Source organism: Halococcus sp. PRR34, assembly GCF_028617175.1.
Lineage (GTDB): Archaea > Halobacteriota > Halobacteria > Halobacteriales > Halococcaceae > Halococcus > Halococcus salifodinae.
The window spans coordinates 212,412-236,674 of sequence record NZ_JAQJDA010000001.1 but is presented as its reverse complement, the minus strand read 5'-3'; the positions used below and the strand labels follow the sequence as shown (position 1 = coordinate 236,674).

General features: G+C 64.9%; 24 protein-coding genes. 10 read left to right on the top strand and 14 right to left on the bottom strand.

Annotation, left to right across the window (positions count from 1 at the left end; translation table 11 throughout):
- Positions 1-18: 18 nt before the first annotated feature.
- From PHA81_RS01175 to PHA81_RS01140, 8 genes are all read right to left on the bottom strand, one after another.
- Positions 19-906, bottom strand: a complete 888-nt coding sequence (locus PHA81_RS01175; protein ID WP_005046022.1) for a 16S ribosomal RNA methyltransferase A — start codon at positions 904-906, stop codon at positions 19-21.
- A gap of 96 nt (positions 907-1,002) precedes the next feature.
- A complete protein-coding gene (locus PHA81_RS01170; RefSeq protein ID WP_005046024.1) occupies positions 1,003-1,590 on the bottom strand; it encodes a DUF655 domain-containing protein in 588 nt (195 codons plus the stop codon).
- Between the two features lie 39 nt (positions 1,591-1,629).
- Positions 1,630-1,986 carry an RNA polymerase Rpb4 family protein gene (locus tag PHA81_RS01165; RefSeq protein WP_005046026.1) on the bottom strand — a complete coding sequence of 119 codons (357 nt, stop codon included), beginning with the start codon at positions 1,984-1,986 and terminating at the stop codon, positions 1,630-1,632.
- Positions 1,983-2,273: a 50S ribosomal protein L21e gene (locus PHA81_RS01160; RefSeq protein ID WP_005046027.1), complete on the bottom strand. Its 291-nt coding sequence runs from the start codon at positions 2,271-2,273 to the stop codon at positions 1,983-1,985. Before PHA81_RS01160 ends, PHA81_RS01165 begins: the two co-directional genes overlap by 4 nt.
- 79 nt (positions 2,274-2,352) lie before the next feature.
- Positions 2,353-2,619 (bottom strand): elongation factor 1-beta, encoded by a 267-nt coding sequence (locus PHA81_RS01155; protein ID WP_005046029.1) that lies wholly within the window; start codon positions 2,617-2,619, stop codon positions 2,353-2,355.
- A 2-nt stretch (positions 2,620-2,621) separates the two neighbouring features.
- Entirely contained in the window at positions 2,622-2,807 is a 186-nt protein-coding gene (locus PHA81_RS01150) for an HVO_2753 family zinc finger protein (RefSeq protein ID WP_005046031.1), read from the bottom strand.
- A gap of 107 nt (positions 2,808-2,914) precedes the next feature.
- Positions 2,915-4,039: a ferritin-like domain-containing protein gene (locus PHA81_RS01145; RefSeq protein ID WP_005046034.1), complete on the bottom strand. Its 1,125-nt coding sequence runs from the start codon at positions 4,037-4,039 to the stop codon at positions 2,915-2,917.
- 166 nt (positions 4,040-4,205) lie between these two features.
- Positions 4,206-4,976 carry a ferritin-like domain-containing protein gene (locus PHA81_RS01140; protein ID WP_005046036.1) on the bottom strand — a complete coding sequence of 257 codons (771 nt, stop codon included), beginning with the start codon at positions 4,974-4,976 and terminating at the stop codon, positions 4,206-4,208.
- Between the two features lie 462 nt (positions 4,977-5,438).
- Here PHA81_RS01140 and PHA81_RS01135 point away from each other — a divergent pair, with 462 nt between their 5' ends.
- On the top strand, positions 5,439-6,083 hold the full coding sequence (locus PHA81_RS01135; protein ID WP_005046040.1) for a helix-turn-helix domain-containing protein: 645 nt from the start codon (positions 5,439-5,441) through the stop codon (positions 6,081-6,083).
- A 111-nt stretch (positions 6,084-6,194) separates the two neighbouring features.
- On the opposite strand, the gene PHA81_RS01130 is transcribed toward PHA81_RS01135, so the two are convergent.
- The gene (locus PHA81_RS01130; RefSeq protein WP_005046042.1) at positions 6,195-7,589 is read right to left on the bottom strand and encodes a glycine cleavage system protein T; all 1,395 of its coding nucleotides are present in this window, start codon (positions 7,587-7,589) and stop codon (positions 6,195-6,197) included.
- Between the two features lie 700 nt (positions 7,590-8,289).
- Here PHA81_RS01130 and PHA81_RS01125 point away from each other — a divergent pair.
- Positions 8,290-9,180 carry a bifunctional 5,10-methylene-tetrahydrofolate dehydrogenase/5,10-methylene-tetrahydrofolate cyclohydrolase gene (locus tag PHA81_RS01125; RefSeq protein WP_005046044.1) on the top strand — a complete coding sequence of 297 codons (891 nt, stop codon included), beginning with the start codon at positions 8,290-8,292 and terminating at the stop codon, positions 9,178-9,180.
- A 24-nt stretch (positions 9,181-9,204) separates the two neighbouring features.
- On the opposite strand, the gene PHA81_RS01120 is transcribed toward PHA81_RS01125, so the two are convergent.
- Together PHA81_RS01120 and PHA81_RS01115 are read right to left on the bottom strand one after the other, a co-directional pair.
- Positions 9,205-9,852 carry an aminodeoxychorismate/anthranilate synthase component II gene (locus tag PHA81_RS01120; RefSeq protein WP_005046046.1) on the bottom strand — a complete coding sequence of 216 codons (648 nt, stop codon included), beginning with the start codon at positions 9,850-9,852 and terminating at the stop codon, positions 9,205-9,207.
- Entirely contained in the window at positions 9,849-11,459 is a 1,611-nt protein-coding gene (locus PHA81_RS01115; RefSeq protein ID WP_005046047.1) for an anthranilate synthase component I family protein, read from the bottom strand. The genes PHA81_RS01120 and PHA81_RS01115 overlap by 4 nt, the downstream gene beginning before the upstream one ends.
- A gap of 250 nt (positions 11,460-11,709) precedes the next feature.
- Between PHA81_RS01115 and PHA81_RS01110 the strand changes: the two genes are divergently transcribed.
- From PHA81_RS01110 to PHA81_RS01100, 3 genes are all read left to right on the top strand, one after another.
- Complete coding sequence (locus tag PHA81_RS01110) at positions 11,710-13,428, top strand: formate--tetrahydrofolate ligase (RefSeq protein ID WP_273834751.1); 1,719 nt, start codon at positions 11,710-11,712, stop codon at positions 13,426-13,428.
- A 264-nt stretch (positions 13,429-13,692) separates the two neighbouring features.
- Positions 13,693-14,049: an HTH domain-containing protein gene (locus tag PHA81_RS01105; RefSeq protein ID WP_273834750.1), complete on the top strand. Its 357-nt coding sequence runs from the start codon at positions 13,693-13,695 to the stop codon at positions 14,047-14,049.
- Between the two features lie 2 nt (positions 14,050-14,051).
- Positions 14,052-14,537 carry a PIN domain-containing protein gene (locus PHA81_RS01100; protein WP_273834748.1) on the top strand — a complete coding sequence of 162 codons (486 nt, stop codon included), beginning with the start codon at positions 14,052-14,054 and terminating at the stop codon, positions 14,535-14,537.
- A gap of 115 nt (positions 14,538-14,652) precedes the next feature.
- Here the strand turns inward: PHA81_RS01100 and PHA81_RS01095 are convergent, their stop codons facing one another.
- A complete protein-coding gene (locus PHA81_RS01095) occupies positions 14,653-15,510 on the bottom strand; it encodes a methylenetetrahydrofolate reductase (RefSeq protein ID WP_005046070.1) in 858 nt (285 codons plus the stop codon).
- 329 nt (positions 15,511-15,839) lie between these two features.
- Between PHA81_RS01095 and PHA81_RS01090 the strand changes: the two genes are divergently transcribed.
- Both PHA81_RS01090 and PHA81_RS01085 read left to right on the top strand, forming a co-directional pair.
- Positions 15,840-18,413, top strand: a complete 2,574-nt coding sequence (locus tag PHA81_RS01090; protein ID WP_005046072.1) for an FAD-dependent oxidoreductase — start codon at positions 15,840-15,842, stop codon at positions 18,411-18,413.
- Positions 18,414-18,500: 87 nt separating this feature from the next.
- Complete coding sequence (locus PHA81_RS01085) at positions 18,501-19,784, top strand: TIGR00341 family protein (RefSeq protein ID WP_005046074.1); 1,284 nt, start codon at positions 18,501-18,503, stop codon at positions 19,782-19,784.
- 68 nt (positions 19,785-19,852) lie between these two features.
- Here PHA81_RS01085 and PHA81_RS01080 read toward each other — a convergent pair whose 3' ends face one another.
- Positions 19,853-20,350, bottom strand: coding sequence for a DUF1269 domain-containing protein (locus PHA81_RS01080; RefSeq protein ID WP_005046078.1), 498 nt, complete (start codon positions 20,348-20,350; stop codon positions 19,853-19,855).
- A gap of 143 nt (positions 20,351-20,493) precedes the next feature.
- A complete protein-coding gene (locus PHA81_RS01075) occupies positions 20,494-21,813 on the bottom strand; it encodes a transposase (protein WP_273834742.1) in 1,320 nt (439 codons plus the stop codon).
- 277 nt (positions 21,814-22,090) lie between these two features.
- On the opposite strand from PHA81_RS01075, the gene PHA81_RS01070 reads away from it, so the two are divergent.
- The 3 genes from PHA81_RS01070 to PHA81_RS01060 all read left to right on the top strand — a co-directional run bounded on the left by PHA81_RS01070 (position 22,091) and on the right by PHA81_RS01060 (position 24,236).
- Entirely contained in the window at positions 22,091-22,693 is a 603-nt protein-coding gene (locus PHA81_RS01070; RefSeq protein ID WP_273834740.1) for a hypothetical protein, read from the top strand.
- A complete protein-coding gene (locus PHA81_RS01065) occupies positions 22,690-23,355 on the top strand; it encodes a hypothetical protein (RefSeq protein ID WP_273834739.1) in 666 nt (221 codons plus the stop codon). Before PHA81_RS01070 ends, PHA81_RS01065 begins: the two co-directional genes overlap by 4 nt.
- Before the next feature lie 266 nt (positions 23,356-23,621).
- Positions 23,622-24,236 (top strand): hypothetical protein, encoded by a 615-nt coding sequence (locus PHA81_RS01060; protein ID WP_273834738.1) that lies wholly within the window; start codon positions 23,622-23,624, stop codon positions 24,234-24,236.
- The last annotated feature ends 27 nt before the right edge of the window (positions 24,237-24,263 follow it).

Below are 24,263 nucleotides of genomic sequence, written 5' to 3'. Positions count from 1 at the left end.
TCGACCACCGGCCACGGTTCATTCGATCTCGCTCCCCGACGTCGCTTCCTCGCTGGGCGCACCGCCGACTTCCACACCGAGACGGGCGAGTGCAGCGAACTCCGTGGGAGTGAGATCGCCCGCTCGCTTTCTCAGTAACCCCTCGTCGGCGGCCTCGACCACCGCTGCCGGTTGCTCGATCCCCGAGATGTGGGTCGTGTTGCGGATCGCGTTGCGGACGGTCTTGCGCCGCTGGGTGAACACCGCCCTGACGAACGCGAGAAACGCCGTCTCGTCGATCGCGTAGTCCGGATCGCGCGGGGAGGCTCGCACGACACTGCTCTCGACGGCCGGTGGCGGCGAGAACGCCTCCGGTGGCACAGTTTCGACGATCTCGCACTCGGCGTAGTGGCCCACGGTCACCGACAGCCGACCGTAGTCGTCGGTGCCGGGGGCAGCGACCATCCGCTCGGCGAACTCTTTCTGTACCATGACCACGAGCGGTCGCTTCGCTGGCAGCAATCGAAAGAGCACCTCGCTCGACACGCCATAGGGAAGGTTCGACACCGACGCGGAGAACTCGGGCAAGTCCACCGAGAGCGCGTCGCCCTCGATGATGTCAAGCCGCCCGTCAGTGCAGGCGTCGGCGAACTCCTCACGAAGGAAGTCGGCGAGACGCGTGTCGCGCTCGACCACTGTGACGCGGTCGGCGACATCGAGCACGCGATCGGTCAGCGCGCCCGTTCCGGCCCCGATCTCGAGGACGTGACTAGTGTCGAATCCTTCAGCGTACGTCGGAAGACGGTCGAGCACTCGATCGTCGACGAGAAAGTGTTGATCCTGGTTCCGGTCGGGTTGGATGCCTGCCCGGGCCAGCAGCGCGTCGGGATCACGACTCTCCGTCGACGAACGGTTCCGCCCGGTCATGACTCGGTGTATCCGTTCGTCGCTTGTTAAACGCCCTGTTTGGCTGCGGCGCGCGCTCGGTCGGTCAACGATGGTCGAGATATGATGGCGGGTTCGCTACCCTTCGTTCGGGTCGCGCCCGACGAAGATGCGGTACTTGAGGTCGTCGTCGCGGAGTTCCTCGATCAGCCGTTCGACGAGGATCTCCTTCGGGCGGTGGAGCCCCGCGACCCGCTCTTCGAGGTCGTCGAACCCATCAAATGGTTCGCGCTTTCGCTCGTCGAGGATCGAGTTCCGGAGCTTCTTCCCGATCCCGGGGAGCAAGTTGATCTGGTGGAGCCGGAGCGTGATCGGCTGAGCGTCGTTGTAGAAGTCGACGAACCGCGCCTCGTCGCGGTCGATGATCTCCTCGACCGCGTACTCGAGCTCCGACCGCGCGGCGTTCGAGAGGTCGTCGTAGGCCACCTCACGAGCGGATTCGACTCCCTCGGCGTCGAACTGGATCCGATCGCCGATAGAAATGTCGGCGTCCTCGGCCAGCGTCAGCTCCCGGAGTTGAAACTGTGACTCCCCGAGGGTGTAGGCGAGCGGCGGTTTCCGGTGTGCTGGCCGGTCGTCGTCGGGACGGCCGTTGGGCAGCAGATCGAGCACGACGGCTCGTGTCCGCTCGGTCGATGCCCCGTCGTCACTCTCGGTGTCACTCATGCCCCCATTACACCGAGGACGTACTTAAATTCGCGGCGATCAGACGTGTTTCGCCACGATCGCGAGAACGTCGTCGAGCTCGTCTCCCGACAGCGAAAACCGCTCCTGGGCGTAGATCGCCCGGAGCTCGTCACGGTTCGCCGGTTTGAGATCCGCGATCTTGTACGCGGTCGGTTCGTCGACTTTCTCGTGGTCGCGGAGCTCGGCCACGAACTCTCGGGCCTCCTCGGGCGTGAGATCCGCGAATCGGTTGACGTGATCGATGGCGCGTGCGAGCTCGTAGGGCATCTCACGGTCCTCGTCGGCCGCGTGCTCGGCCTCGACGTCGGCGAGCAGTTCCTTGGTTTCGGCAAGCGTGAGATACTCCTCGTCGAGCTGCTCCTTGAAGATCGTCATTCCTGCCGGCTGAGATGCTCCGGGGTGACGATCAGGGTCTTCGCGGTGTCGCCGTCGACGATCTCGACCTGATAGGCACGACCCTGGCTGCCGAGCACCTCGCCAGTGTGACCGTTGAACCGAGGATGGAATCGTCCATCGGGGACGCTCGGATCGAGATTGAGGTGGACGCGATCGCCCTCGTCGAAGTCCTCGATCGCACGCTGGGGCGGGGACGTGCCGCGCTCACGTGGATCGTTCGAGAGCTTGTGCCGGGTCTTCTTCAGTGGTCCTTTCGAGTTAGGCATACGGCTCGGTTGTTTTCCGGCCGTGATAAAACGTGCGTTCCGGGCCGACACGTCGCGACGGTCGCAACGCCTCTCCCGCTTATATCCGGCCGACGTTCTCGACTGCGACGCTTTCGACGGTATCGACCTCGGTGAACGCCTCCTCGACCGCCTCGGTCCCACCGGCGTCGTCGGGCACGATCACCGTCGGCAGGAGGGCAACGAGGCCGAACGCGACGTCGTCGCGCTTGAACCCGTTGATCTTCGCGCCCTCGGGTAGCGAGTCCTCGAGTTCGTGCTGGAGCTCGTCGAGGTCGATCTCGGGGCTCTCCGGCATCACCTTGAGCTTCGCGGCGACCTTCCCCATCGTTAGGGCCCTGTGAACCCGCAGTCGGGACACTCGTAGAGGTTACTCTGCTTGCGACAGGTCGCACACCGGTAGATCTGGGTCCCACACTCGGGACAGTCGAAGGCGGCGGCGTTGGTGCCCGAGATGTTGATCCCACACGAGACACACGAGCGGGTCTGGCTTCCCTGTTGTTCGCTTTCGCTCATGATGGATCGGATGCGACCGGCAGGTTAAGTCTTGTCGAAACCCGCTCGCGACCAAGCGAAAAATCGGCACGTTCGATCGGCGCAGTCGGTCGCGGAGCGCCCGAGGACTACTCGACGGTGATCTCGGCGTCGTCGACGACGGCGCTGCCGTCCTGGACGTAGGCACCGTCGGCCTCGCCGCCGGAGGTGAGGAAGTCGTAGCTGCCGTTGCCGTTGGTGTCCTTGTGCGGCATGGCGATCAGGGTCTGGTCCTCCTCGAGGCTCGACTGATCGTAGTCCCCGCCGGGGACGCCCGAGTACAGCGGTACGTTCACGTCCATCTGCGTGCCGGCGTCGAACTTCTCGGAGACGCCGATGACGCTCCCGGCGACGTTACCGTCGAGCAGACTGCTGTCGTGCATCGCGACGAACCCACCGTCGGGCAGCGCGGCCGACGCGACCGTGACGCTCGATCCGTCCGTGGTCTGGTTCTCGAACGTCGCCGACGCCATCTCGGGCACGTCGTTCTCGCCGACGATGAACTGTTTGGCGATCGGAAGCACCTGGTCCATCGAGCGCGCCTCGTTGAACGCCTCTGGTGCGGGCCGCTGGAGGTTGAGCAACTGGAAGTACGTCTGGTGTTCGGCCTCCACGCTGTGGATGCTGAGCGCGGCCTTCAGCACTTCCTCGTTGTCGATCATCGGTGCTGCGCCGGCGTAGGCGGAGACGCCGATGGCCTCGATCCGGTCGCTGAGTGCGACGAACTCCTCCATCGAGGAGTACGGGAACTCGTACTCGGCGGCCTCGACGGGTGTACCGCCGAGATCGTTGATCGTCTGTGTCAGCGCCTCGACGTGGGCCTGTTCGTGGTCCCGAACGTCCTGGATCTGCTGGTACGTCGAGTACTGGAGGGTCGGTCGCGCGAAGTACTGGGCCACTGCCGACCGTTCGACTTCCTCCTCGGAGTGTTCGGCGAGGAACTGGTCGTAGTAGTTCGCTTCGAGGTGTTCGAGCGTCAGCGCGAAGTTCAGGATGTCGACGTCGCTCGGACCCGATCCACTGCTTCCGCCGTCGCTGCCGCCCTCGTTCGCGGCAGCGGTGCCGGCTCCGAGCGCCGACAGCGCGGTTGCGCCGGCACCGACTTTCGCCGCATCGCCCATGAACGCCCGCCGCGAGCGCAGTTGATCGCTGACCTGTCCGACGAAGTCGAGAACGCCATCAGACTCCTCTCGGATCGTGTTGTTATCAGTCATTGTCGTTCCGTGCGTCGCCGCACGGACCGTTGTTCGCCCATCGTCCGTATGAAGGTAGGCCGAACTGCGGCCCAAATTCGTCTGATGGGGCCGGGACGGCAGTGAACGGAGACGGCTCTCGGCGGTGCGTGACCGTTCGAAAAATCGAGAGTGTGGTGCCGCTGGATTACTCGGAGACGATCAGCGGGGAGACGATACCGACGACCTGGTCCATGCTGCGGGCCGGGTCGAACGCGTCCGGCATCGAGCTCTTCGGCAGGAGCGCACCGAAGTAGCTGGTGTGGCGTGCCTCGACCGAGTGGATCGACAGTCCCGCCTTCACGACAGCTTCGGCCTCGAGGAACGGCGCTGCGCCCGCGTACGCCGACGTGCCGACCGCTTCGACACGGTTCGAGAACTTGACGAACGATTCGAGCGAATCGTACGGGAACTCGTAGTCGGCAGCCTCGACCGGCGTGCCGCCGAGGTCGTTGATCGTCTTCGTGAGTGCCTCGACGTGAGCCTCCTCGTGGTCGCGGATCGTCACGAGCTCCTGCCAGGTCGAGTACTGGAGCTGCGGATCGGCGAACTTCGCCCCGATGGCGTCGGATCGCTCGATCTCGCCCTCGGAGTACTCGTCGAGGAACTCGTTGTAGTACGCGGCCTCGAGATGTTCGAGCGTCAGCGCGAAGTTCAGGATATCGACGTCGCTGGCCTCGTGATAGGCGGCCGCAGAGCCCGACGCGACGGTCCCGAGCGCGACCGCACCGGCCCCGGCCTTCGCAGCGTTGCCCATGAACGAACGTCGGTTCAGTGCGCCGCTGACACGGCCGAGCAGGTCCCGCGTGCTCTCGCTCGCGCGGTCGATGCCGTCGTCTGTGTTGTCGAACTCGAAGTCGTCCGGATCGACGAAGCTCTCCCCTGCTTCGATGCGTTCCGCAATAGTGTCGTTTGACATAGTTGGGTGCTCACCCACTCCGTAATCACACCAAGACCATATAAAAATATACCCCGAACTCGGACCCAAATTCGTCCCCGTTCACGCTGCTGCCATCCCATTGCATCGATTCATGCAGCCCGAACCGTGCTGCCGTGCACTGGCCGGTGGTGTGCCGGTAACGAGACCGATCAAACGGGACTCGCACAACGGTATCACCGAGCGTGCCATGGACTATCTCAACCCGAACGCTTTAACTGGCTGTCCGCGAATCGTCCCATGATACACGAAAACAGTGATGGATCACTGCACGGACGACGGCCGGCGGTCGCCCGCGTTCGAACCACCGGTTCGTCACGCGGTTTCGTCGTCCCGTCACGGTCGGGATCCGTTCGGCGGAGAACCCATCGACCGGGCGATCGCCTGGCGGCCAGAGGGACATCGGACGCCGACGCAGCGACGTCTTCCACGTGGTGGTGCGTCGTGAATCTGATCGCCGTCGTCGATATTGCTCATTCGGATCTCTCCCTGGCACCGACGATCCGCGAGTGTTCCGACGTGACGATCCGGGTCGTGCCACAGTCCGGCACCGATCCCGACACGGGGATCTTCTTCTTCCTCGTCGAGAACCCCGGTGAGGAGTTCGAAGCCCAGCTCGACGAGGACCACACGGTCGCGGAGTGGGAGTTGGTGGCGGGCTCGGAAGCGACCCGCGTCTATCGGATCCGCCACCCGCCCGAGACGAAGCTCATCTCGCCGAAGACGAGCGAGCTCAGCGGGCTGATGCGCGAGGCGATCACCAACGCCCGCGGCTGGACGGTCCGACTCCAGTTTCCCGACCGGGAAGCGCTCGCCGCGCTTGCGGACTACTGCGACGAAGAGGACATCTCCTTTACCCTCCAGCAGATGTTCCGGCAGGACGAGTGGAACGGCGGCGAACCCACGGGACTGACCGAGGCCCAGCGCGTCGCGCTGGTGACGGCCTACGAGAACGGCTACTTCGAGGAGCCGCGCGAGGCCCGCCTCGCCGACATCGCGGCCGAACTCGATCTCTCGCCGACAGCCGTCGGCGGTCGGATCCGTCGTGGGACGGCGAAGCTCGTCGAGACGGCGCTCTTGGAGGAATAACTCGATCGCGGTCGGCGTATCGATCGCCATAGCGTCGTCCACTCGCCGTGACGCACCGACTGACACGCGTGATCCGCGACAAAAACGACGGCCGGCTGGCGCGAGCGAGTTTTACTCGGACTCGGCGTCCTTTCGCGCGTTCAGTTTGGCCTGCTCGCGGGCGCTCGGGTTGACCGACTCCTTGAACGGCACTTCGGCCACCGTGGCGTACACCGACTCGCCAGGCTCCTCGGCGTACTCGTCGGGGAGATGCACCTGGAACTCGATATCGAGATCCTCCTCGTAGATCTCGTCGTCGAGCGCCGCGTCGGTCTCTTTCTGGAGTTTCTCCGCCGGCACGAACCCCAGGCCGATGTTGGTCTCCAGCTCGGGGTTGTGCCACGGCGAGGTCATGTACCCACACTCCTCGCCCGTGTCGGGATCGGAGACGAGCCAGAAGTCGGACGCGTAGTCCCGGATCGGCTCGCCCGCCATCTTCAGCCCGACCATCTTGAGATTGAACGGGTACTCGCCGTTCTCGATCTGCTCCTGCTGTGCTTCGAGTGCCTCCTTGCCGACGTAGTCGCCGTCCTTGTCGTCGGGGACCTGGTAGCCGAGGTTGACCTGGAACGGCGAGGTCTCGTGGTCCATGTCCTGGCCCCACGAGAGGATGCCTGCTGCGATCCGACGGTGGTGGCCCGGCGCGATCTGCATCCCGCCGTGGTCCTTCACGGTCTCCAGTACGGGGTCCCACACCCGCTCGGCGTTCTCCATCGCCTCTTTCACGTAGATCTCGAAGCCCTTCTCACCCGAAAAGCCGGTCTGGCTCACGAGCACGGGACAGCCGTCGACCTCGGCCTCCATCAGGCCGTAGTAGGGGATTTCAGATACTTCCTCGCCGACGACCTCGCGCATCACGTCCTCGGAGCGCGGGCCCTGGATCTGCATCGGCGCGACGTCGATCTCGTCGATCTCGACGTCGAACTCCTTGCCGACGTTGACGCCCTCGATCCACTGCATCAGCGTGGAGTCGGAGATCGAGAACCAGAACTCGTCTTCCTCGACGCGCAGCAAGATCGGATCGTTCAGCACGCCGCCGTCCTCGTTGCAGAGGATGACGTACTTGCCGTGCATCGGCTCGATCTCGGTCGCGTCCCGGGTGATGACGTAGTCGGTGAGCGCCTCCGCATCGGGGCCCTTCACGCGGATCTGGCGCTCCACGGCGACGTCCCAGAGGGTGACGGCCTCGGTCAGTGCTTCGTACTCGGCCATCGCGCCGCCGTCTTCGGGTTCGACCAGCCCTCGGGGGTGGTAGAGCCGGTTGTAGACCGTCGCGCGCCACGCGCCCTCCTCGTTGAACGACTTGTGGAAAAAGGGAGATTTGCGGACCCGGGTCGAGACCAGCATCTCGATGCCCGGGTCGCCCGACTGGCGCAGGTTTCGCGGGAGCACGCGGTCGGACTGGTCGACGTTCGGGTGGTTCGGATGCGAATCGCGTTCGGTGGACGGTGGTTCGGATTCTGCCATCGCCCTCGATTAGTGTTCCTCCGGAACATAAATGAAAGAGTTAACAGCACCACCCATTTATACCGGGGGTCGTCGATACCGTTCTCTCTGCGGCCGTTTCGTCCATCGGCCGCGCAGCCGGACGTGTCGTGAGCCACAGTACCGTCACTGGAAACCCGTTCATTCCGAGATCGGTGGCGTGCGGCTGCGTGCCCCTCCGTCAGCGCGCAACCCCTGTGCGAGGTCTGTGCGAACGGGGGCCATGCGCGGCGCTACGCGCCGCGAATTCGAGGCGGCTTCGCCGCCTCGTGCCGCCCGTGAGCAGACGCAACGAGGGCCGCCAAGCGGACGGGGAGCACCGTGGGACCAGAGGTCCCACGAGCCGTGCGAGCGGGCTTCGCCCGCGAGCAGAGCACGACCCGTGAGCGAAGCGAGTGCAGGCTCGTCAGAGCGAAGCTCTGACGGTGGATGACTGAGCGAAGCGAACGTCGTGAGCGAGCGAAGGAATCGGCTGGGGAGGCGTGTGGCCTGCGGTTTTCGTTTGAGTCGTGATTCGTTCGATACTGCGGTACTGTCGATCGGAACGTCGGCTCGATAGGATCGGTTGTCTGCCACTGGCTCTGCGACGGCGATCGTCGAAACGTTCTGAGCGACAGCATGCGTGCCGAGCCTGCCCATCGTCACGGACAGGTTCAAGCGAGGGCCGCTCCACATCGTTCGTATGCCGACCGCCGAACGGCTGCGTGGCGAGCCGGTCGCGGCCGAGATCCGAGCCGACGTGCGCGATCGCGTCCGCGAACTCGACGAGCGAGGCGTCACGCCGACGCTCGGGACCGTGCTGATGAGCGACGACCCGGCCGACGAGCGGTTCGTGGCGCTGAAACACGCGGCCTGTCGCGACCTCGATATCGCGAGCCGGGACGTCCGGATCGATCCCGGCGCACCCGCGGAGCGACTCCATCAGGCGATCGATCGGCTGTGCGCTGACCCCGAAATCGACGGCGTGTTCGTCCAGATCCCGCTGCCGGACCACGTCGCGCTCGCCGAGGTACGGCGACGGCTCGATCCGGCGACGGACGTCGACTGTCTCAGTTTCGCGAACCTCGGCCGGCTCGTTCGGGGTGATCCCCGCTATCTTCCAGCGACGTCCGCCGCCGTCCGTCGTCTCCTCACAGCGAACGACGTCTCGATCGAAGGCGAGGACGTCGCCATCGTCGGTCGCTCGGAGATCGTCGGCAAACCCCTCGCGAATCTGCTCCTTCACGACGCGCCGGACGGCAACGCCACCGTCACCGTCTGTCATTCTCGAACCACGGATCTCGGTGCCGTGACTCGCTGGGCGGACATCGTGGTTACCGCCGTCGGCGTGCCGGGACTCGTCGACGACTCGATGCTCTCGCCGGGCGTCACCGTCGTCGACGTGAGTGCGAACCGGATCGAGTCGGAAAGCGGGGAAGACACGCAGGTCGTTGGCGATGTCGACTTCGAGAGCGCGGCGGCGGTCGCGGGGGCGATCACGCCGGTCCCTGGCGGTGTCGGCCCGGTCACGCTCGCGATGCTCGTTTCGAACGTCGTCCTCGCGGCCGAGCGCCGAGCGGACGGCGAGGGCTGAGCACCAGGCGCTCAGTCCTTGGTGCTACCGATCGTCGGGACGACAGCGCCGTTCGAAGTTCTCCAGCATCGTCATGCCGACGTCGGTCAGGATGCTCTCGGGGTGGAACTGGACGCCCTCGTGGGGGAGTTCGCGGTGGCGCACGCCCATCACGACGCCGTCGGTTCCGGCTGCGACCGACGAGCCTTCGTCCGTCGTGCTCGTGGCAGTGCCCGCCGAGTGCGCCGTCTCGACAAGAGGGTCCGGGAGGTCGTCGCGCTCGATCGCGAGGGAGTGATACCGGCCGGCGGCGAACGTCTCGGCCAGCCCTGCGAAGACCCCGCGACCGTCGTGGCGAACCGTCGAGGGCTTGCCGTGGACCACGCTGGGCGCGTGGCCGACCGGCGCGCCGTGGGCCGCACACAGCGCCTGATGGCCGAGACACACCCCAAGGGTGGGGTAGTCGAGCTCGCGGAACACCGGGATCGACACGCCGGCGTCGGCGGGCGTGCCTGGTCCTGGGGAGACCACGATTCCGTCGGGGTCCAGCTCTCGAATCCCTGCGACGTCGATCGCGTCGTTGCGCCGCACCACGATCTCGCCGTCTTCGGGAGCGTCGACCGCCGCGCCGGCGTACTGGACGAGATTGTAGACAAAGGAGTCGTAGTTGTCGATCACGAGGATCCGGGTCATCGGTCCGCAGCCTCCCCATCGTCGGGTGTGGACGCACCGCCGTCCGCCGCAGTCGCACGCTCGATTCCGAGGTCGCCGTGATCGCCGAGCGTGTCGTCGATCGCGGTGATCAGCGCACGGCCCTTATCGAGGGTTTCGGCGTACTCGCTATCGGGTTCGGAGTCGTGGACGATCCCCGCACCAACCCTCAGGAAGTACTCCTCGCGGCGGCCCACCAGCGTCCGGATCGTCATGTTGAGCGTGGCGCGGCCATCGAACCCGAAGACGCCGATCGAGCCGGTGTAGGGGCCGCGCCTGGTCGTCTCGACCTCGTCGATGATCTCCATCGTCCGGGGTTTGGGCGCGCCGGTGATCGTCCCCCCAGGAAAGGTCGCGGCGACGGCATCCACGAGGTCACGGTCAGTACGGAGGCGTCCCTCGACCAGCGAGACGAGATGCATCACTTCGGAGTAGCGGTCGACCCGGCGGTACTCCGAGACCTCGACGCTGCCGTACTCGCTCACCTTCCCGAGGTCGTTGCGCTCCAGATCGACCAGCATCGCGTGTTCGGCGCGTTCCTTCTCGTCCGTGAGGAGGTCGTGTTCGAGGTCGGCGTCTTCCTCGGGGGTGTCACCGCGCGGGCGGGTGCCAGCGATGGGTTCGGTCAGGAGACGATCGGCCGCTCGCGGCTGGTCGCCGCTCGCGCTGTCCGCGGCGCGTTGCGCCGCGCTGTCGACATCCAGAAGGAGCTCCGGCGAGGCACTCACGAGATCCACACCGGGGAACTCCAGCAGCGCCGAGTAGGGCGCGGGGTTCACCCGCCGGAGGGCTCCAAACGCCGCAACAGGATGGACGGCGGCCGGCGCGCGCAGGCGCTGGGAGACGTTCGCCTGAAACGTGTCGCCGTCGCGGACGTACCGCTTGACACGGCGCACGCGCTCGGTGAATTCCTCGGGGGTGCAGTCGCTCTCGAACGTAGCGTTGTCGGCCTCGATGGGTGCATCGCCGATCGACGGATCGCCCGCGACTGCGGTGCGGGCGAGATCGAGCGCACGCTCGCGACCGCGCTCGTAGGCCGCGTCGGGGTCGTCACCGACCCGTGGACAGGCCGTCACACGGAGCGTCGTCTCGTCCGCCGACCCTGACTCCCACGCAGCCACCCGGTCGAAGACCCCGAGCTGGAGGCGCGGCAGTCCACGATCGTCGACGGTGGTATCGGGAAGATCCTCCAGCTCGCGGGCGATGTCGTAGGAGAGCCAGCCGAACGCCCCGCAGGGGTAAGGAACGTCGCAGTCGCCGCGGACGAGCGTCTCGCGGTCGAGCAGCCCCGCGAGCTCCGCAAGTGAGGGCGACGGGTCGGTGTCGCCGACGGGTTCGAGGGTGTCGCCGACCTGTAATCGGAAGATCGGGTCGGTGGCGAAGTAGCCCCAGCCCGCCTGACCACCGGTCGTTTCGAGGTACACGCCTTCGGCTCCTTCCGTCTGCTCGCGACCGCGTGCGCGCCGATAGGCGAGGAACGGGTCGTCGACGCTCACTCGAATTTCGACCGGCACGCGCGCCGCTCGTGGGGACTCGTGGGCGGTTTCGGCGAACGCGGAGCGGGTCGTGACGACGCGTGGTTCGTTCATCAGGGGAGTCGATCGGTCGTTCTGGCAAACCGGTCGACAGCCTCTCGGGTGGAGGACGCCTAAAGGATTTCGTGGAGATCGTTCGCTCGATCGTCGCCAGCGTCGTCGAGGCATCGAGACTGGCGTGACATCGAGGCGTTGTATGGCGGTTTTGGGATCGCCGAAGGGACGATCGTCGTCGTTCATTGCATAAAAAGGTTGGACGTGCTTCACACGAACGTTGAAAAGGCACTCCGGAGAACGATGTCACATGGCATCCTCTGACGAAACTGACGAGTTCCCGACGGATTACGAGATCGCCCAGGGCGTCGACACCGACCCGATCACCGAGATCGTCGAACCGCTCGGGCTCGCGGCCGACGATCTCGACCTCTACGGCGACGACATCGCGAAGCTCACCTTCGACGCGATCGAGCGGGTGAGAGAGTCCGATCGCGACGACGGTGAGATGATCCTCGTGACGGGGATGACGCCCACCCCGATGGGCGAGGGCAAGACCGTGACGACGGTCGGACTGAGCCAGGCGTTCAACCACATCGGCGAGGACGCCCTCGCAGCCATCCGCGAGCCCTCACTCGGGCCGGTTTTCGGGGTGAAAGGCGGCGCGGCCGGCGGCGGCTATTCTCAAGTACTGCCGATGGAGGACATCAACCTCCACTTCACTGGTGATCTCCACGCGCTCACATCGGCGCACAACCTCATCTCGACGATGCTCGACAACCACATCAAGCAGGGCAACGAGCGCGATATCGCGGTCAACTGGGTCGAGTGGCCCCGTGCGATCGACATGAACGACCGCGTGCTCCGCGAGACCGTGATCGGGCTCGGCGGCGACGTCACCGGCGTCCCCCGCGAGGACGGGTTCATCCTGACGGCGGCCTCCGAACTGATGGCCGTGCTCTGTCTCGCCGACGACCTCGAAGATCTCAAAGAGCGCGTCGCACGCATCGTCGTCGCCTACGACGAGGACGGCGATCCCGTGACCGCCGACGACATCGAGGCGACGGGCGCGGTCACCATCCTCCTGAAAGACGCTCTGAAGCCGAACATCGTCCAGACCATCGAGGGCACGCCGGCGTTCGTCCACGGAGGCCCCTTCGCCAACATCGCTCACGGGACGAACTCGCTGATCGCCGACGACGTCGCACGGAAGCTCTCCGACTACCTCATCACCGAGGCGGGCTTCGGCTCGGATCTCGGGGCCGAGAAGTTCATGAACGTGGTCTGTCGGTTCGGCGAGATGGAGCCCGCCGCGGTCACGCTCGTCGCCTCGATCCGCGCGCTGAAATACCACGGCAAGGACATGTGGCCCGCCGACCTCGACGAACTCGAAGCGACCGACGTCGAGGCCGTCCGGGGTGGGTTCGAAAACCTCGACACCCACATCGAGAATCTCCGGAAGTTCGGCATCCCGGTCGTGGTGGCGCTCAACCGGTTCCCGGGCGATGCCGACGAAGAGGTGCAGGCGGTCCTCGATCACTGCCGCGACGATCTCGGGATCGAAGCCGCCGAATCGACGGTGTTCGGCGAGGGCGGCGAGGGTGGCGCGGACCTCGCCCGGAAGCTCATCACCGAGATCGAGGAGGACGACGAGGAGTTCGAGTACCTCTACGACGTCGACGACTCGATCGAGGCAAAGATCGAGACGATCGCGACCGAAATTTATGGGGCAGAGTCGGTGACGTTCCAGAGCGGCGCGCAGGACGACATCGAACGGATGGAATCGTTGGGATTCGACGACGTGCCGGTGGTGATGTCGAAAACGTTCCACTCGCTCAGCGACGACGCCGAGAAGAAGGGTGCGCCGACCGGGTGGGAGCTCGAAATCCAGGAGATCTATCCCTCCGCGGGGGCGGGCTTTCTGGTCGCGCTCACCAGCGACGTTCTGACACTACCGGGGCTGCCGGCCGACCCCGCCGCCGCCGGGATGGACATCGACTCGGATGGGACGGTTTCGGGGCTGTTCTGAGGGCCCCGTCGATCGAAAGTCGCCACGGACGGACGTTTCGAGCGGGCGACGGTGCTCTCGTCAGCCCCAGCCGCGCACTCGTTGCGGTGGGCCGATCGTGGACGTTCTGCCATTCGAGAGTATCGTGAGAGGACCGCGAGAGGATCGGCCTATCTCCGCTCTCGCCGTTGTCGGCGAGAGATGCGAAGCCGTCGACGGGCCCGTCGTCGAACAGTGTGTCGTTACCGCCGATAGGCACATATATCTCCTCGCTGTTGTGGGCGTATGGGCGAGCCGGGATCGACACGTGGAGTTCCGCCCGCGGACGTCCTCGCGGTGTTCGAGGAACGCGACGATCCGGCCGAACCCCTCACGGCCCCCGAGATAGCCGACGAACTGAACGCCTCGCGGCGGACGGTGTTCGACCGACTCGAAGCGCTCCGCGAGCGCGGAGCGGTAGCGAGCAAGAAGATCGGAGCCCGAGGGCGGGCATGGTGGGTGCCGACGGGCGAGGTCGGGCAACACGATCCCGACGGACCGTTTTTCAGTGCCTCGGCGTTCGGGAACGGTGAGGACGAGCCGTTCGATGTCGACGACACCGACGGAGCTCTCGCCGACGCGATCGCTGCCGACCGGGACTGAACGTGATCGATAGCCTGGATTCCCGCTTTGCACCCTCGACCGATACCGACGAAAGGGGGCCACCAGTGCCGCTGTTCGTCGACACGAACGCGCTGTTCGCCTATTTTTACCGGCCATCGTCACAGCACGACGAGGTACGCACAGTGATCCGCGCGATCGGGGCGGGAGATCTGCCGTACAACCCGCTGTTGACGAACCAGTACGTCCTTGACGAGGTCGTGACGTTACTGCTCTCGCGGGCAGACACCCGAGCAGCACACGAGGCGCTCGGGAGCATCCTCGACGAACCGACGTTCGAGGTACTTGGCGTCGAGCCACAGCTCGTCGAGCGAGCGGTCGGACGGTTCCGCCGCTACGACGACCAAACGATCTCGCTTACCGACCACATGATCGCCGTTCAGGCCGACGAACGGGGCGTCGACCATCTGTTCACCTACGACGGTGACTTCCGAACCGTCGGGGTCACTGTCGTCCCTCGTGACGCCTGAGCGAAACCGACCTCGGCACGACATCACGAGATCGAGCGTTGCGAACGGTTCGTGGACGAACTCGATAGCCGGTGCCCTGGACCAGCGAGCGAATCGACCGATAGCTGACGAACAGCTACTCTTCCAGCCGGCCGTACCGCCACGACTCGGTGTCCGAGGTCTGGTTGAACGTGTAGAGGTGGAGGCCGTCGATGTCGTAGTGAGGATCGTCGGCGTAGGGCGCGAGCCCGTCGATGAGGTCGTCGGGGGTGTACTTCCCGCGCGAGCCGACGAGCTGGCGCACGAACCCGAGAATCCCTGTGGTCTTCTTCAGAAATCGCACCGAGTCGCCGACGCCGACCTTCTGGGAGATCTTCAGCAGTCGCTGGTACTTCATCACGCCAGGGATCCCGATCTCTACCGGGAGGTCGACGCCCCGATCACGAACCGCTTCGATCCACTCGACGACGGCGTCGGGATCGTAACAGAGCTGGGTCACGATGTAGGTCGCGTAGGGCGCTTTCTTTTTCATGGCCTCGGCGAGGGTCGCGTCGTCGAGGAACTCGTGTCCCTCGGGATACCCCGTAATTCCCACCTCGTCGAACTCGTAATCGAGGTCGTCGAGGGCGGCGAGGAGTTCGTACGCCGACGCGAACTCGCCGGCGGGTTCCTCGCGGTCGCCGCCGGGAACGAAGATGTCGGTGATCCCGGCATCGGTGAGGCGGCGCGCGATCTCTTCGAGATGGTCCTCGTCGCGGACGTAGCGCGCGGCGATGTGGGGACTGACCTCGAACCCACGCTCGGCGGCCTTCTCCGCCCACTCGATCGTCGCGTCGAGTCCGAGCTGCGGGGAGGTCGTGATGGCGATGGTCGCCCCGTCAGGGAGGTGGTCCATCTGGCCCTCGAAGCTGTCGAACGGCATCAGCTCGAACCGGAGGTCAGTGAGCAGATCGGTGGCCCCGTCCACGGTCGCGGCCGAACGCGCTACCGACATGGCTCGTTGGGCTCCCCACCAGTTTCGGCGGCGCTCGTTCCGCACGGCTGTCGTCCCGGCTCGAACGCGAACATTGCATATAGTTGTCGACACTGCGGACTTAGGTCTTGGCCGGCACAGCCTAACACGTATATACCGCCAGAAGAGTGCCGTGAGGATCGTTTGACACCGTATCTGGGGATGGCGGTGGGATCGCTGAGACTCGTTCGGGAGGGTCCATAGACGAGCGACACCAAGTGAGAACAGCCTCGACATCGATTTCTGATATAAACGTGGCCGATACTGGGGGCGAAAAGTGAATACCGCCGGGCCACACTGAGGGAGCGTTCATGAGTAACGCGAACACGTTGCCGAGCGAGGCAGGAACCGTCGTCATCGGGGCTGGTATCGTCGGCTGCAACACGGCGTATCACCTCGCTGACCTCGGCCGGGAGGACGTGCTCGTGGTCGATCGGGGGCCGCTCCCCACCACGGGTGGCTCGTCGACCCACGCACCGGGGATCATGTTCCAGACCGACGAGCCGAAGGTGCTCTCGAAGTTCGCGACGTACAGCCGCCGGCTCTACACCTCGCTCGAACGCGACGAGGACGAACCGGTCTACAACGAGACGGGCGGAATCGAGGTCGCGCGAAGCGACGAGCGGATGGATTACCTCCAGCGGCGGGTCGAATGGGCCGAGTCGTGGGGCGTGCCGGACCCACAGCTCCTGAGCCCCGAGGAGGTGAGCGAGAAGCTGCCGCAGGTCGATCCCGACGCCATCGAGGGCGGGTACTACTCGCCGACCGACGGCCAGGCGTCGGGCGTCCGGGCGTGTGCGGCGCTCGCCGAGGAAGCCGAAGAAATGGGTGCAGAGTTCGTCGGCCACACCGGAGTCGAGGACGTCGAGACCGACGGCGACGGCGTTCGGGCGATCGTGACCGAGAACGGCCGGGTCGAGTGCGACGAAGTCGTGGTGGCGACCAACATCTGGGCACGCCAGTTGAGCGAGAAGCTCGACATCCACCTCCCGATCGCGCCCGTCGAACACCAGTACACGATCACGGAGCCGCTCGCCGAACTCGAAGGATCGAGACAGGACGTCACCGACGACCCGGTGTACGAGAACTACAAGTCCGTCTCCGGCGACAAGAGCGAAGTCCTTCTCCAGGATCCCGATCGACCGATTCTCCGGGATCAGGACAACGCGATGTACTTCCGGACCCACGGCGATCGGTACGGGATCGGATCGTACAACCACGAGTCGATCGTGCCCGATCCCGCCGATCTGGGCGGCAACGAGGAAGGTGGCCACCAGGCGTCGGTCCACGACTTCACCGAATACCACCTGAACAACGCGACCCACCCCGACCGACAGGAGAAAGCGCCGCGAACGGCGAGCGACGAACTCCTCCCCGCCACGGAGGGTGCGAACCTCGATCACAAGTACAACGGGATGTACTCCGCGTCGCCGAACGGGCTCCCGGTTCTCGGACCGGTCCAGAAGTGTGACGGACTCTGGACCGCCGCAGCGATTTGGATCACCCACGCCGGCGGCGCGGGCAAGGCGCTCGCCGAGTGGATGGAGACCGGCGTTCCCCGCCTCCCCGACGGCCCGATCGACCTCCGGAACTGCAACGTCAACCGCTTCGCCCCCCACGAGGGAAGCTGGGACTTCGCGAAGGACCTCGGCGGCGAGGAGTACCGCAACCTCTACTCCATCATCCATCCCAAGTGGGTCTGGACCGAGCACCAGCGCGACATCCGGCGGACGCCGATGTACCACAGCCACGAAGAACGCGACGCCGAGCTGTGGGCCGAGGCCGGCTGGGAGGAGCCACACTGGTTCGACTCGAACGCGGATCTCCTCGCGGAGTACGGCGACCAGATTCCGGATCGTGAGGGCTGGGAGGGCAAATACTACTCGCCGATCGAGGGTGCGGAGGCGCTGAACGTCCGGGACGGCGTCGGGCTTCACGACATGACGTCGTTCAACAAGATGGAGCTCGTCGGGAGCAACGCCGACGAGTTCCTCCAGCATCTGTGTACGAACGACATGGATCTCGACGTTGGACAGATCCGGTACACCCTGATGTGCAACGAGGGCGGTGGCGTCCGCGCCGATGTCACTGTCACCCGGGTCGGCGAGGATCGCTACCTCCTCCTCACCACGGGGCGGGAGGTCGGCAGCAACCACCTCGCATGGGTCCGCAGCCAGGCTCCCGACGACATCGTAGTCAACGACGTGACCTCCAGCCTCGCGGCGATGGTCTGCACCGGCCCCGACGCCAGAAAGACCCTCTCAAAGGTGATCGACGCCGATCTCTCGGACGATGAGTTCCCGTTCTATTCGAGTCAGCAAACCTTTGTGAAAAACATCCCGGTGACCGCGCTCCGGCTGTCGTACGCCGGCGAACTCGGTTGGGAGCTGTACACACCCTCGGAGTACGGCGAACGGCTCTGGGAGCACGTCATGGAGGCAGGCGAGGAGTTCGATATCCGGCCCTACGGCAACGGCGCGCTCGACGCGCTCCGGATCGAGAAGGGCTTTCGACTGTGGGGCGAGGACCTCCACACCGAGCACGATCCCTACGAGGCAGGGCTCGGCTTTGCGGTCGATCTCGATACCGATTTCCTCGGGAAGGAGGCGGTCGAAGCCGCCGCGAACGGCGATATCGACCACGAAGTGGCCTGTCTCACGCTCGACGATCCCGAAAAGACGGTGCTCGCCGATCGGCCGGTGCTCCCGACCGACGGCGACGAGGCGATCGGGTACGTCCACGCCGCCGAGTACGGCTACAGCGTGGGGGCCTGCGTGATCTACACCTACCTTCCGCCCGAGTACGCCGAACCGGGTACGGACGTCGACGTGCGTTACGAGGGTGAGCGCTACGCGGCGACAGTCCGGGAAGAGCCGCTGCTGTGATCGCGGTGTCGGGCGTCCACTGAGGAGCGGTCGGGGGATCGTTTCGGCCACCCCCACAAGCTATACCGTGGCAGTCGTATCCGGTCCATGCGTCTAGTCCAAGTCCTCGTTCCGAAGGGAACACGGGAGGCGATCCTCGGGGAGCTCGACGAGGAGGGGGTCGATTACGCCGTGTGGGAGGAGACGGGTCGCGGGGAGTTCGAGGCGGTCGTCTCCTTTCCGATCCCGCGGAGTGGCGTCGAGCCCGTCCTCGATCGGTTGCGGGCCGCGGGCGTCGAGGAGGACGCCTACACGATCGTCCAATCGACCGAAACCGTAGTCTCCAGACGCATCGGCGCGCTGCGCGAGCGCTACACCGACTTGCGCATCTCGCGTGACGAACTCGTCGCGCGCGCCGCGGACCTCGCGCCCGAAACGTCGACGTACGCCGCCTTCCTCGTGTTGAGTACGGTGATCGCCGCGATGGGCCTGCTGCTTGACTCGGCCGCGACCATCATCGGCGCGATGGTGATCGCCCCGCTCATGGGGCCCGCGATCTCGGCCAGCGTCGGCACCGTCGTCGACGAGCCCGACCTTGCCCGCCGAGGGATCGTGCTTCAGGTCGGTGGTCTCGTACTGGCCGTAGCGTGTGCCGCCGTCCTCGGCACGATCCTCAAGACGACCGTGCTCGTTCCACCGGGGCTCGACATCACCGAAGTGCCACAGATCGCAGAACGGACACACCCGAACTTTCTGTCCCTCTTTCTCGCGCTCGGATCGGGCATCGCGGCCTCGATCAGCATCATCCGTGGAGCCGGATCGGCGCTCATCGGAGTGGCGATCGCGGTCGCGCTCGTGCCACCGGCGGCGACCGCCGGACTCGGCATCGCGTGGGGAGTGCCGTTGGTGTTCGTCACCGCGAGCACGCTCGTGCTCGTGAACCTGCTCGCGATCAACCTTTCGGCGCTCGTGATGCTCTGGCTGTCCGGTTACCGTCCGCAACGGCACTCACGGGTCGAGGGAGCGCGCTCCGCCCTTCTCAAGCGGTCAGCTCGACTGATCGGGGCGCTCCTCGTGCTCTCGGTCGTGCTCGGCTCGGTCACGTTCGCGTCGTTTCAGGTCGCGACGTTCGAACAGGAGACGAACGCCGAACTCGACGCGATGTTCGACGGTCCCGAGTACGAAGGCACGAGCCTCGTCGAGACGGGCGTCGAGTACGACGGGGTCGATTTCGTCCTCGGCAATCCGGCGGAAGTACGCGTCGTCGTTGGCCTCGACGAATCCGATCCCCCGCCGAATCTCGCCTCGATGATCGATACGCGTCTGACTCGGGCGACCAACGAACCAGTGAGTGTCCAAGTGGTCTACACCCTCTCACAGCAGTCCGAATAGGCACCACGATCCTCCCCACGCACCAGCACGACACGAGAACCGTCGCCAAAGCGAAACGGGTGACCGTTTCAGGCGACGATGTCGTCGGCGGCGAACGCCTCGCGGAGGTTCTCCTCGTCCTCGGCCGAGAGGTTCGTCCGGAGCACGGTCGGGTTGTACGAGTCTATCTCCTCGATGATGCGGTCTGTCTGGGCGTCGACCACGAGCAAGAAGAGTGCGGAGTGGCCGGGCTCGATGGTCTCACCGACCTCCTTGATGAACTCGTCGTCCACGCCGATGTCGGCGAATCGACCCGAGAGCGCGCCGGTGACCGCACCGACGGCCATCCCGAGGATCGGCGCGAAGAAGATGAGGCCGATCAGCAGTCCCCAGAAGCTGCCGCCGAGCGCGCCCGCGCCGACGAGGCTCTGGGCCTGCTTGACTTTCGGCTTGCCGTCACCCTCCCGGACGACGACTGCCGCGTCGCCGAGCGTGATGAGCTCCTGTTTCTGGAGTTCGTTCAGTTTGTCCCTGACGTTCAGTGCGCCGTCTTCGTTGTCGAAGGCGAGTACGATCAGTTCGTTCATGCGATCCAAACACACGAACGCGTTTCGACGGTTTAACAGTATCTACGGTGATGTATATACTCGGCTTGGCAAGATCGTCTAAATCAGCGAAATAGGTATAATCTGGCCAGAGATGCTGTGTTCGTTTTATCGAAAGAGCTCTCTCAAATCAAGCTGGTATAGAAACCAGATCGTTCATTTAGTGGAGTATATGTCTTGGAGACTGTAAGAAAGAAACTCGCGAAAGAGGACCACGAGAACTCACACACCAGTTCATGGAGTTGCTCCCGTCGCTCCGCTCGCGGGAGCGACGGGGGCACCTCTTCGGTGATTTCGAGCAGCGTTTCCACGAGATACGCTTCCTTGGCGTGATCGAGGCGGACGCTCAGTCCGCCTCGTTCTTCCCAAAACGGCACGTTCGCTCGCTCAGCAAACGTTACCAGCGTCCATGCCAGAAACACCAGCTGGATGTAGCGCTCGATCGCCTGTTTCCGCTCCAGTTGGTACTGCTTGAAGCCGAACTTCGCGTTCGATTCCTCGTGGACCGTCTCGATGTTCCACCTGTGCTCGACGAGTTCGAGGATCTCGGCCGCCGACCGGCCGAGATCCGTACTCAAGTAGTGCCGAGTTGTGTCGTCCGTCTTGCTTGCAACGATCTTTACTGGGCCGACGTCTTCGATTTTGACGACCTCGCTTGCGATGTCGTAGGTTTTCTCTTTTCCACGGACGGTGATCGTCGTCGACTCGTATTCCAGCGTCGACGCCCTCGCGTCGACGCGTTGGGTCCAGACGACATCCTGTAAAGAGACGTGTTTGTCGGATTTGAGCCGACAGACGACGTCATGGCCCTGATCTTGGATAGCGACAACTCTCTCGTCGCCGTAGTACGCGGAGTCAAAAACGACGGTGAGAGCCGCTCCAGCCGGCAGCTGGAGCGGCGTGACGATATCCTCGACGGCGATCTCGGTCTTTTTCTTGAACGGCTCGTCGAAATCCGGCGCAAGGTCCTCTGGAACGTACATCCGCGCCAGATAGGGAACGTAGACGTCACCGACCTGGAGACAGGAAGTGACGAGCTTGTTGCCCAGTTCCGTCTCCGCAGCGACGGGATTGTACAACCGGGCGACGCCATCGGTGGCGTCGCCGGTTTTCTCGGCGAACGTATCGTCGATGTGGAGGAGGACGTCGTCATCAGCACCGACCTGGAGCTGATCGAAGACGTACTCGGCGTGGTACTTGGCGAGGTCGGTGGTCGACCAGTTAGCACCACCGAAGAAGTAGTCGTAGGCTCTGCGGGATTTCGCGTCCTCGTCGGGACGCGAAATCCCTTCGGAGAGTTCGCTAACCGTCCACTGCGTTTCGGCGAGAATCAGCGCGCTCACGAGGTGTTTGAACGAATCAACGTTGCGGCTATCGGAGAATGCTGGCTCAAGCGTCGAGAGAGCTTGTTTGAACCACGGTGGGAGACGAGTAACACCGAGCACAGGACGAAAACATCAGGATTGCACCCGGAACCGCCGTTCGATTTCACTACCTACTGCTCGCTGACCAGTCAGCGAGCGTAGAGAAGAGTTGCCAAGCCGAGGTATATATGTATATGATTTTCCTAGTAGGTGAATTTATTACCCCACAGCGTCTCATTGCTTGCACAGTTTCGGTATCCCGGAATAGGGCGGATAAGGCGATTCGATCGCGAACACGCTTCTGTCGTCCAACGAGAGAACACGATCGCCCAGCCACGATACCGACGGAGCACACCGAATGAGTCAGCAACTACCCGAGGAGTGGTTCATCGCCGACGCACGCACCAACGCCGCCATCGCGTGGCTGTTCGCGGCGGTCATCGCGGTGTCCGCCGTCGGGAACTTCCTCACCGGGGAGCTGGTGGTGGCGGCCGGTGCGGGCGTGGCGGTCGCGGTCGCCGCCGTCCCGGCGTGGGTCGAGCGGTCGTGGCAGCGCACGATCCCGTGGCCGCTGCTCGCGCTCACCGTGCTCCCGTTCGCGCTGAGTGCCATCGGACTCCCCCTCCTCGCGGAGTTCGTCAGGGGCATCGCCGTCGCCACGCTCGCGTTGCTCGTGGTGGTCTGTCTCCAGTTGACCACGACGGTGCGGATGACGCCGGGCTTCGCGGTCTGGTTTTCGGTGATCGCCACCCTCGGTATCGCCGGGATCTGGGCGTTCGGGTCGTGGGTCTCGGCGGAGTACCTCGGCACGTCCTTTTTCGAGACGAACACGGAGCTGATGGTGTTTTTCCTCACGACGTTCGTCGCCGGACTCGTGGCGGCCGGCGTGTTCGTGTGGTACTTCCGACGACGGCTGCGGAGGAACGTGGGCGACCGTCCCGCGACGGGAGGAGTTGCGTGAAGCTCCGTCGTCGGCTCGGGATCTCGCCCACGCGCCAGGCCCAGTTGGTACGAGTGATGCAGCTGATCCTGGCGGTGATCGTCGCGTTCGCGGTGGTCTCCGGCGAGGTCGGGATCGTCACGAACGCCGGGATCGCGCTCGCGGTCACGTTCCTGCCGGCGCTGCTCGAACGCCGGTACACGCTCACGATGGACGCCGGCATCGTACTCTGGATCACGACCGCGATGTTTCTGCACGCGGTCGGCACGGTCCCGCTACCGTTCTTCGACTTCTCCAGTGCGTACAGCTCGCTCTGGTGGTACGACCACGTCACTCACGCGCTGTCGTCCTCGCTGGTCGCTGGGGTGGCGTACGCGACGACGCGCGCGCTCGAAGAACACACCGAGTACATCGCCATGCCGCCGGCGTTCACGTTCGTCTATCTCCTCCTCTTCATCGTCGCGTTCGGCGTGGTCTGGGAACTGCTCGAGTTCCTGATCGCCGAGTCCGCGGCCGCCTTCGGCACCGCACAGGTCCTCACCCAGTACGGTCTCGAAGACACCGTGCTCGACCTGTTCTACGACGTGCTCGGCGGCGTGCTCGTCGCGATCTTCGCGACGGCCCACCTCACCGACGTCTCCGATCAGATCGCCGCACGGCTCGATGCACGCCAGACACGGTAGGGTAGCGGTATGTTCGTGGGACACGCGATGGTGGGGTTCACGTTCGGGGCGGACAGCGCGGGTTCTCTACCCTTCGCGCGACTGGGTACTGAGAAGGGCAGAGAACCCGCCGTTGATCTTGATGGCTCCGGACTACGGTCCGGTGGTAGCCCGAAGAACCGTGAACGACGAACACGACACTATCGCACATAACTCTCGCCCTCGTCGCCGCTGCCGTCGTCGCGGGTGGCTCGATCACGGCAGGAGCAGCCCTCGGACTGGTCTGGGTGCCACCGAAGCGCGTCCTGGCGATCGTGCTCGCGTTCGCCAGCGGGGCGTTCATCACCGCGCTCGCGACGGATCTGTTCGTCGAGTCCGTGGGGGCCGCGGGGTTCGTCCGTCCAGCGGCGAGCCTGCTGGCTGGTGCGACCGCCTACGTCGTCGCCATCCTGCTCGTCGAGCGTTCGGGCCGCGGCGGAGAGGGAACGACGTTGTTTCTCGGCTCGCTGTTCGACGGCGTTCCCGAGAGCGTCGCGCTCGGGATAACCTTCGTCGGCGACGCCGGCACGCTCCCGCTGTTCGCGGCCATCGTGATCAACAACGTTCCCGAGGGGATCGGCGGGGCCTCGGACATGCGCTCGGGTGGCTTCTCGACCACCGCGATCCTCGTTCTCTGGACCACAACGGGGATCGTGCTCTCGCTCACCGTCGTCGCCGGCAGCGTCTTCCTCCGCGAAGCGTCGCCGGCAGCGCTCGCGGTGGTCCGGTCGTTCGCCGGCGGTGCCGTCCTCGCCACGCTCGCCGACGCCACGATGCCCGAGGCGTTCGAGGAGGGCGGCCCGGCGGTCGCGATCGCCACCGCCGTCGGGTTCCTCCTGACGTTCGCCCTGACGCTGGTGTAGACGCCGCCACGGCACGCCATTGGCGGG

Bases quoted from the DNA above. Each gene is read 5' to 3' on its own strand.
- PHA81_RS01115 (WP_005046047.1), bottom strand. From the start codon at position 11,459: ATGAACGAACCACGCGTCGTCACGACCCGCTCCGCGTTCGCCGAAACC.
- PHA81_RS01125 (WP_005046044.1), top strand. From the start codon at position 8,290: ATGCCGACCGCCGAACGGCTGCGTGGCGAGCCGGTCGCGGCCGAGATC.
- PHA81_RS01120 (WP_005046046.1), bottom strand. From the start codon at position 9,852: ATGACCCGGATCCTCGTGATCGACAACTACGACTCCTTTGTCTACAAT.
- PHA81_RS01130 (WP_005046042.1), bottom strand. From the start codon at position 7,589: ATGGCAGAATCCGAACCACCGTCCACCGAACGCGATTCGCATCCGAAC.
- PHA81_RS01175 (WP_005046022.1), bottom strand. From the start codon at position 906: ATGACCGGGCGGAACCGTTCGTCGACGGAGAGTCGTGATCCCGACGCG.
- PHA81_RS01150 (WP_005046031.1), bottom strand. From the start codon at position 2,807: ATGAGCGAAAGCGAACAACAGGGAAGCCAGACCCGCTCGTGTGTCTCG.
- PHA81_RS01105 (WP_273834750.1), top strand. From the start codon at position 13,693: ATGGGCGAGCCGGGATCGACACGTGGAGTTCCGCCCGCGGACGTCCTC.
- PHA81_RS01155 (WP_005046029.1), bottom strand. From the start codon at position 2,619: ATGGGGAAGGTCGCCGCGAAGCTCAAGGTGATGCCGGAGAGCCCCGAG.
- PHA81_RS01110 (WP_273834751.1), top strand. From the start codon at position 11,710: ATGGCATCCTCTGACGAAACTGACGAGTTCCCGACGGATTACGAGATC.
- PHA81_RS01140 (WP_005046036.1), bottom strand. From the start codon at position 4,976: ATGTCAAACGACACTATTGCGGAACGCATCGAAGCAGGGGAGAGCTTC.
- PHA81_RS01145 (WP_005046034.1), bottom strand. From the start codon at position 4,039: ATGACTGATAACAACACGATCCGAGAGGAGTCTGATGGCGTTCTCGAC.
- PHA81_RS01090 (WP_005046072.1), top strand. From the start codon at position 15,840: ATGAGTAACGCGAACACGTTGCCGAGCGAGGCAGGAACCGTCGTCATC.
- PHA81_RS01160 (WP_005046027.1), bottom strand. From the start codon at position 2,273: ATGCCTAACTCGAAAGGACCACTGAAGAAGACCCGGCACAAGCTCTCG.
- PHA81_RS01095 (WP_005046070.1), bottom strand. From the start codon at position 15,510: ATGTCGGTAGCGCGTTCGGCCGCGACCGTGGACGGGGCCACCGATCTG.
- PHA81_RS01080 (WP_005046078.1), bottom strand. From the start codon at position 20,350: ATGAACGAACTGATCGTACTCGCCTTCGACAACGAAGACGGCGCACTG.
- PHA81_RS01085 (WP_005046074.1), top strand. From the start codon at position 18,501: ATGCGTCTAGTCCAAGTCCTCGTTCCGAAGGGAACACGGGAGGCGATC.
- PHA81_RS01165 (WP_005046026.1), bottom strand. From the start codon at position 1,986: ATGACGATCTTCAAGGAGCAGCTCGACGAGGAGTATCTCACGCTTGCC.
- PHA81_RS01070 (WP_273834740.1), top strand. From the start codon at position 22,091: ATGAGTCAGCAACTACCCGAGGAGTGGTTCATCGCCGACGCACGCACC.
- PHA81_RS01170 (WP_005046024.1), bottom strand. From the start codon at position 1,590: ATGAGTGACACCGAGAGTGACGACGGGGCATCGACCGAGCGGACACGA.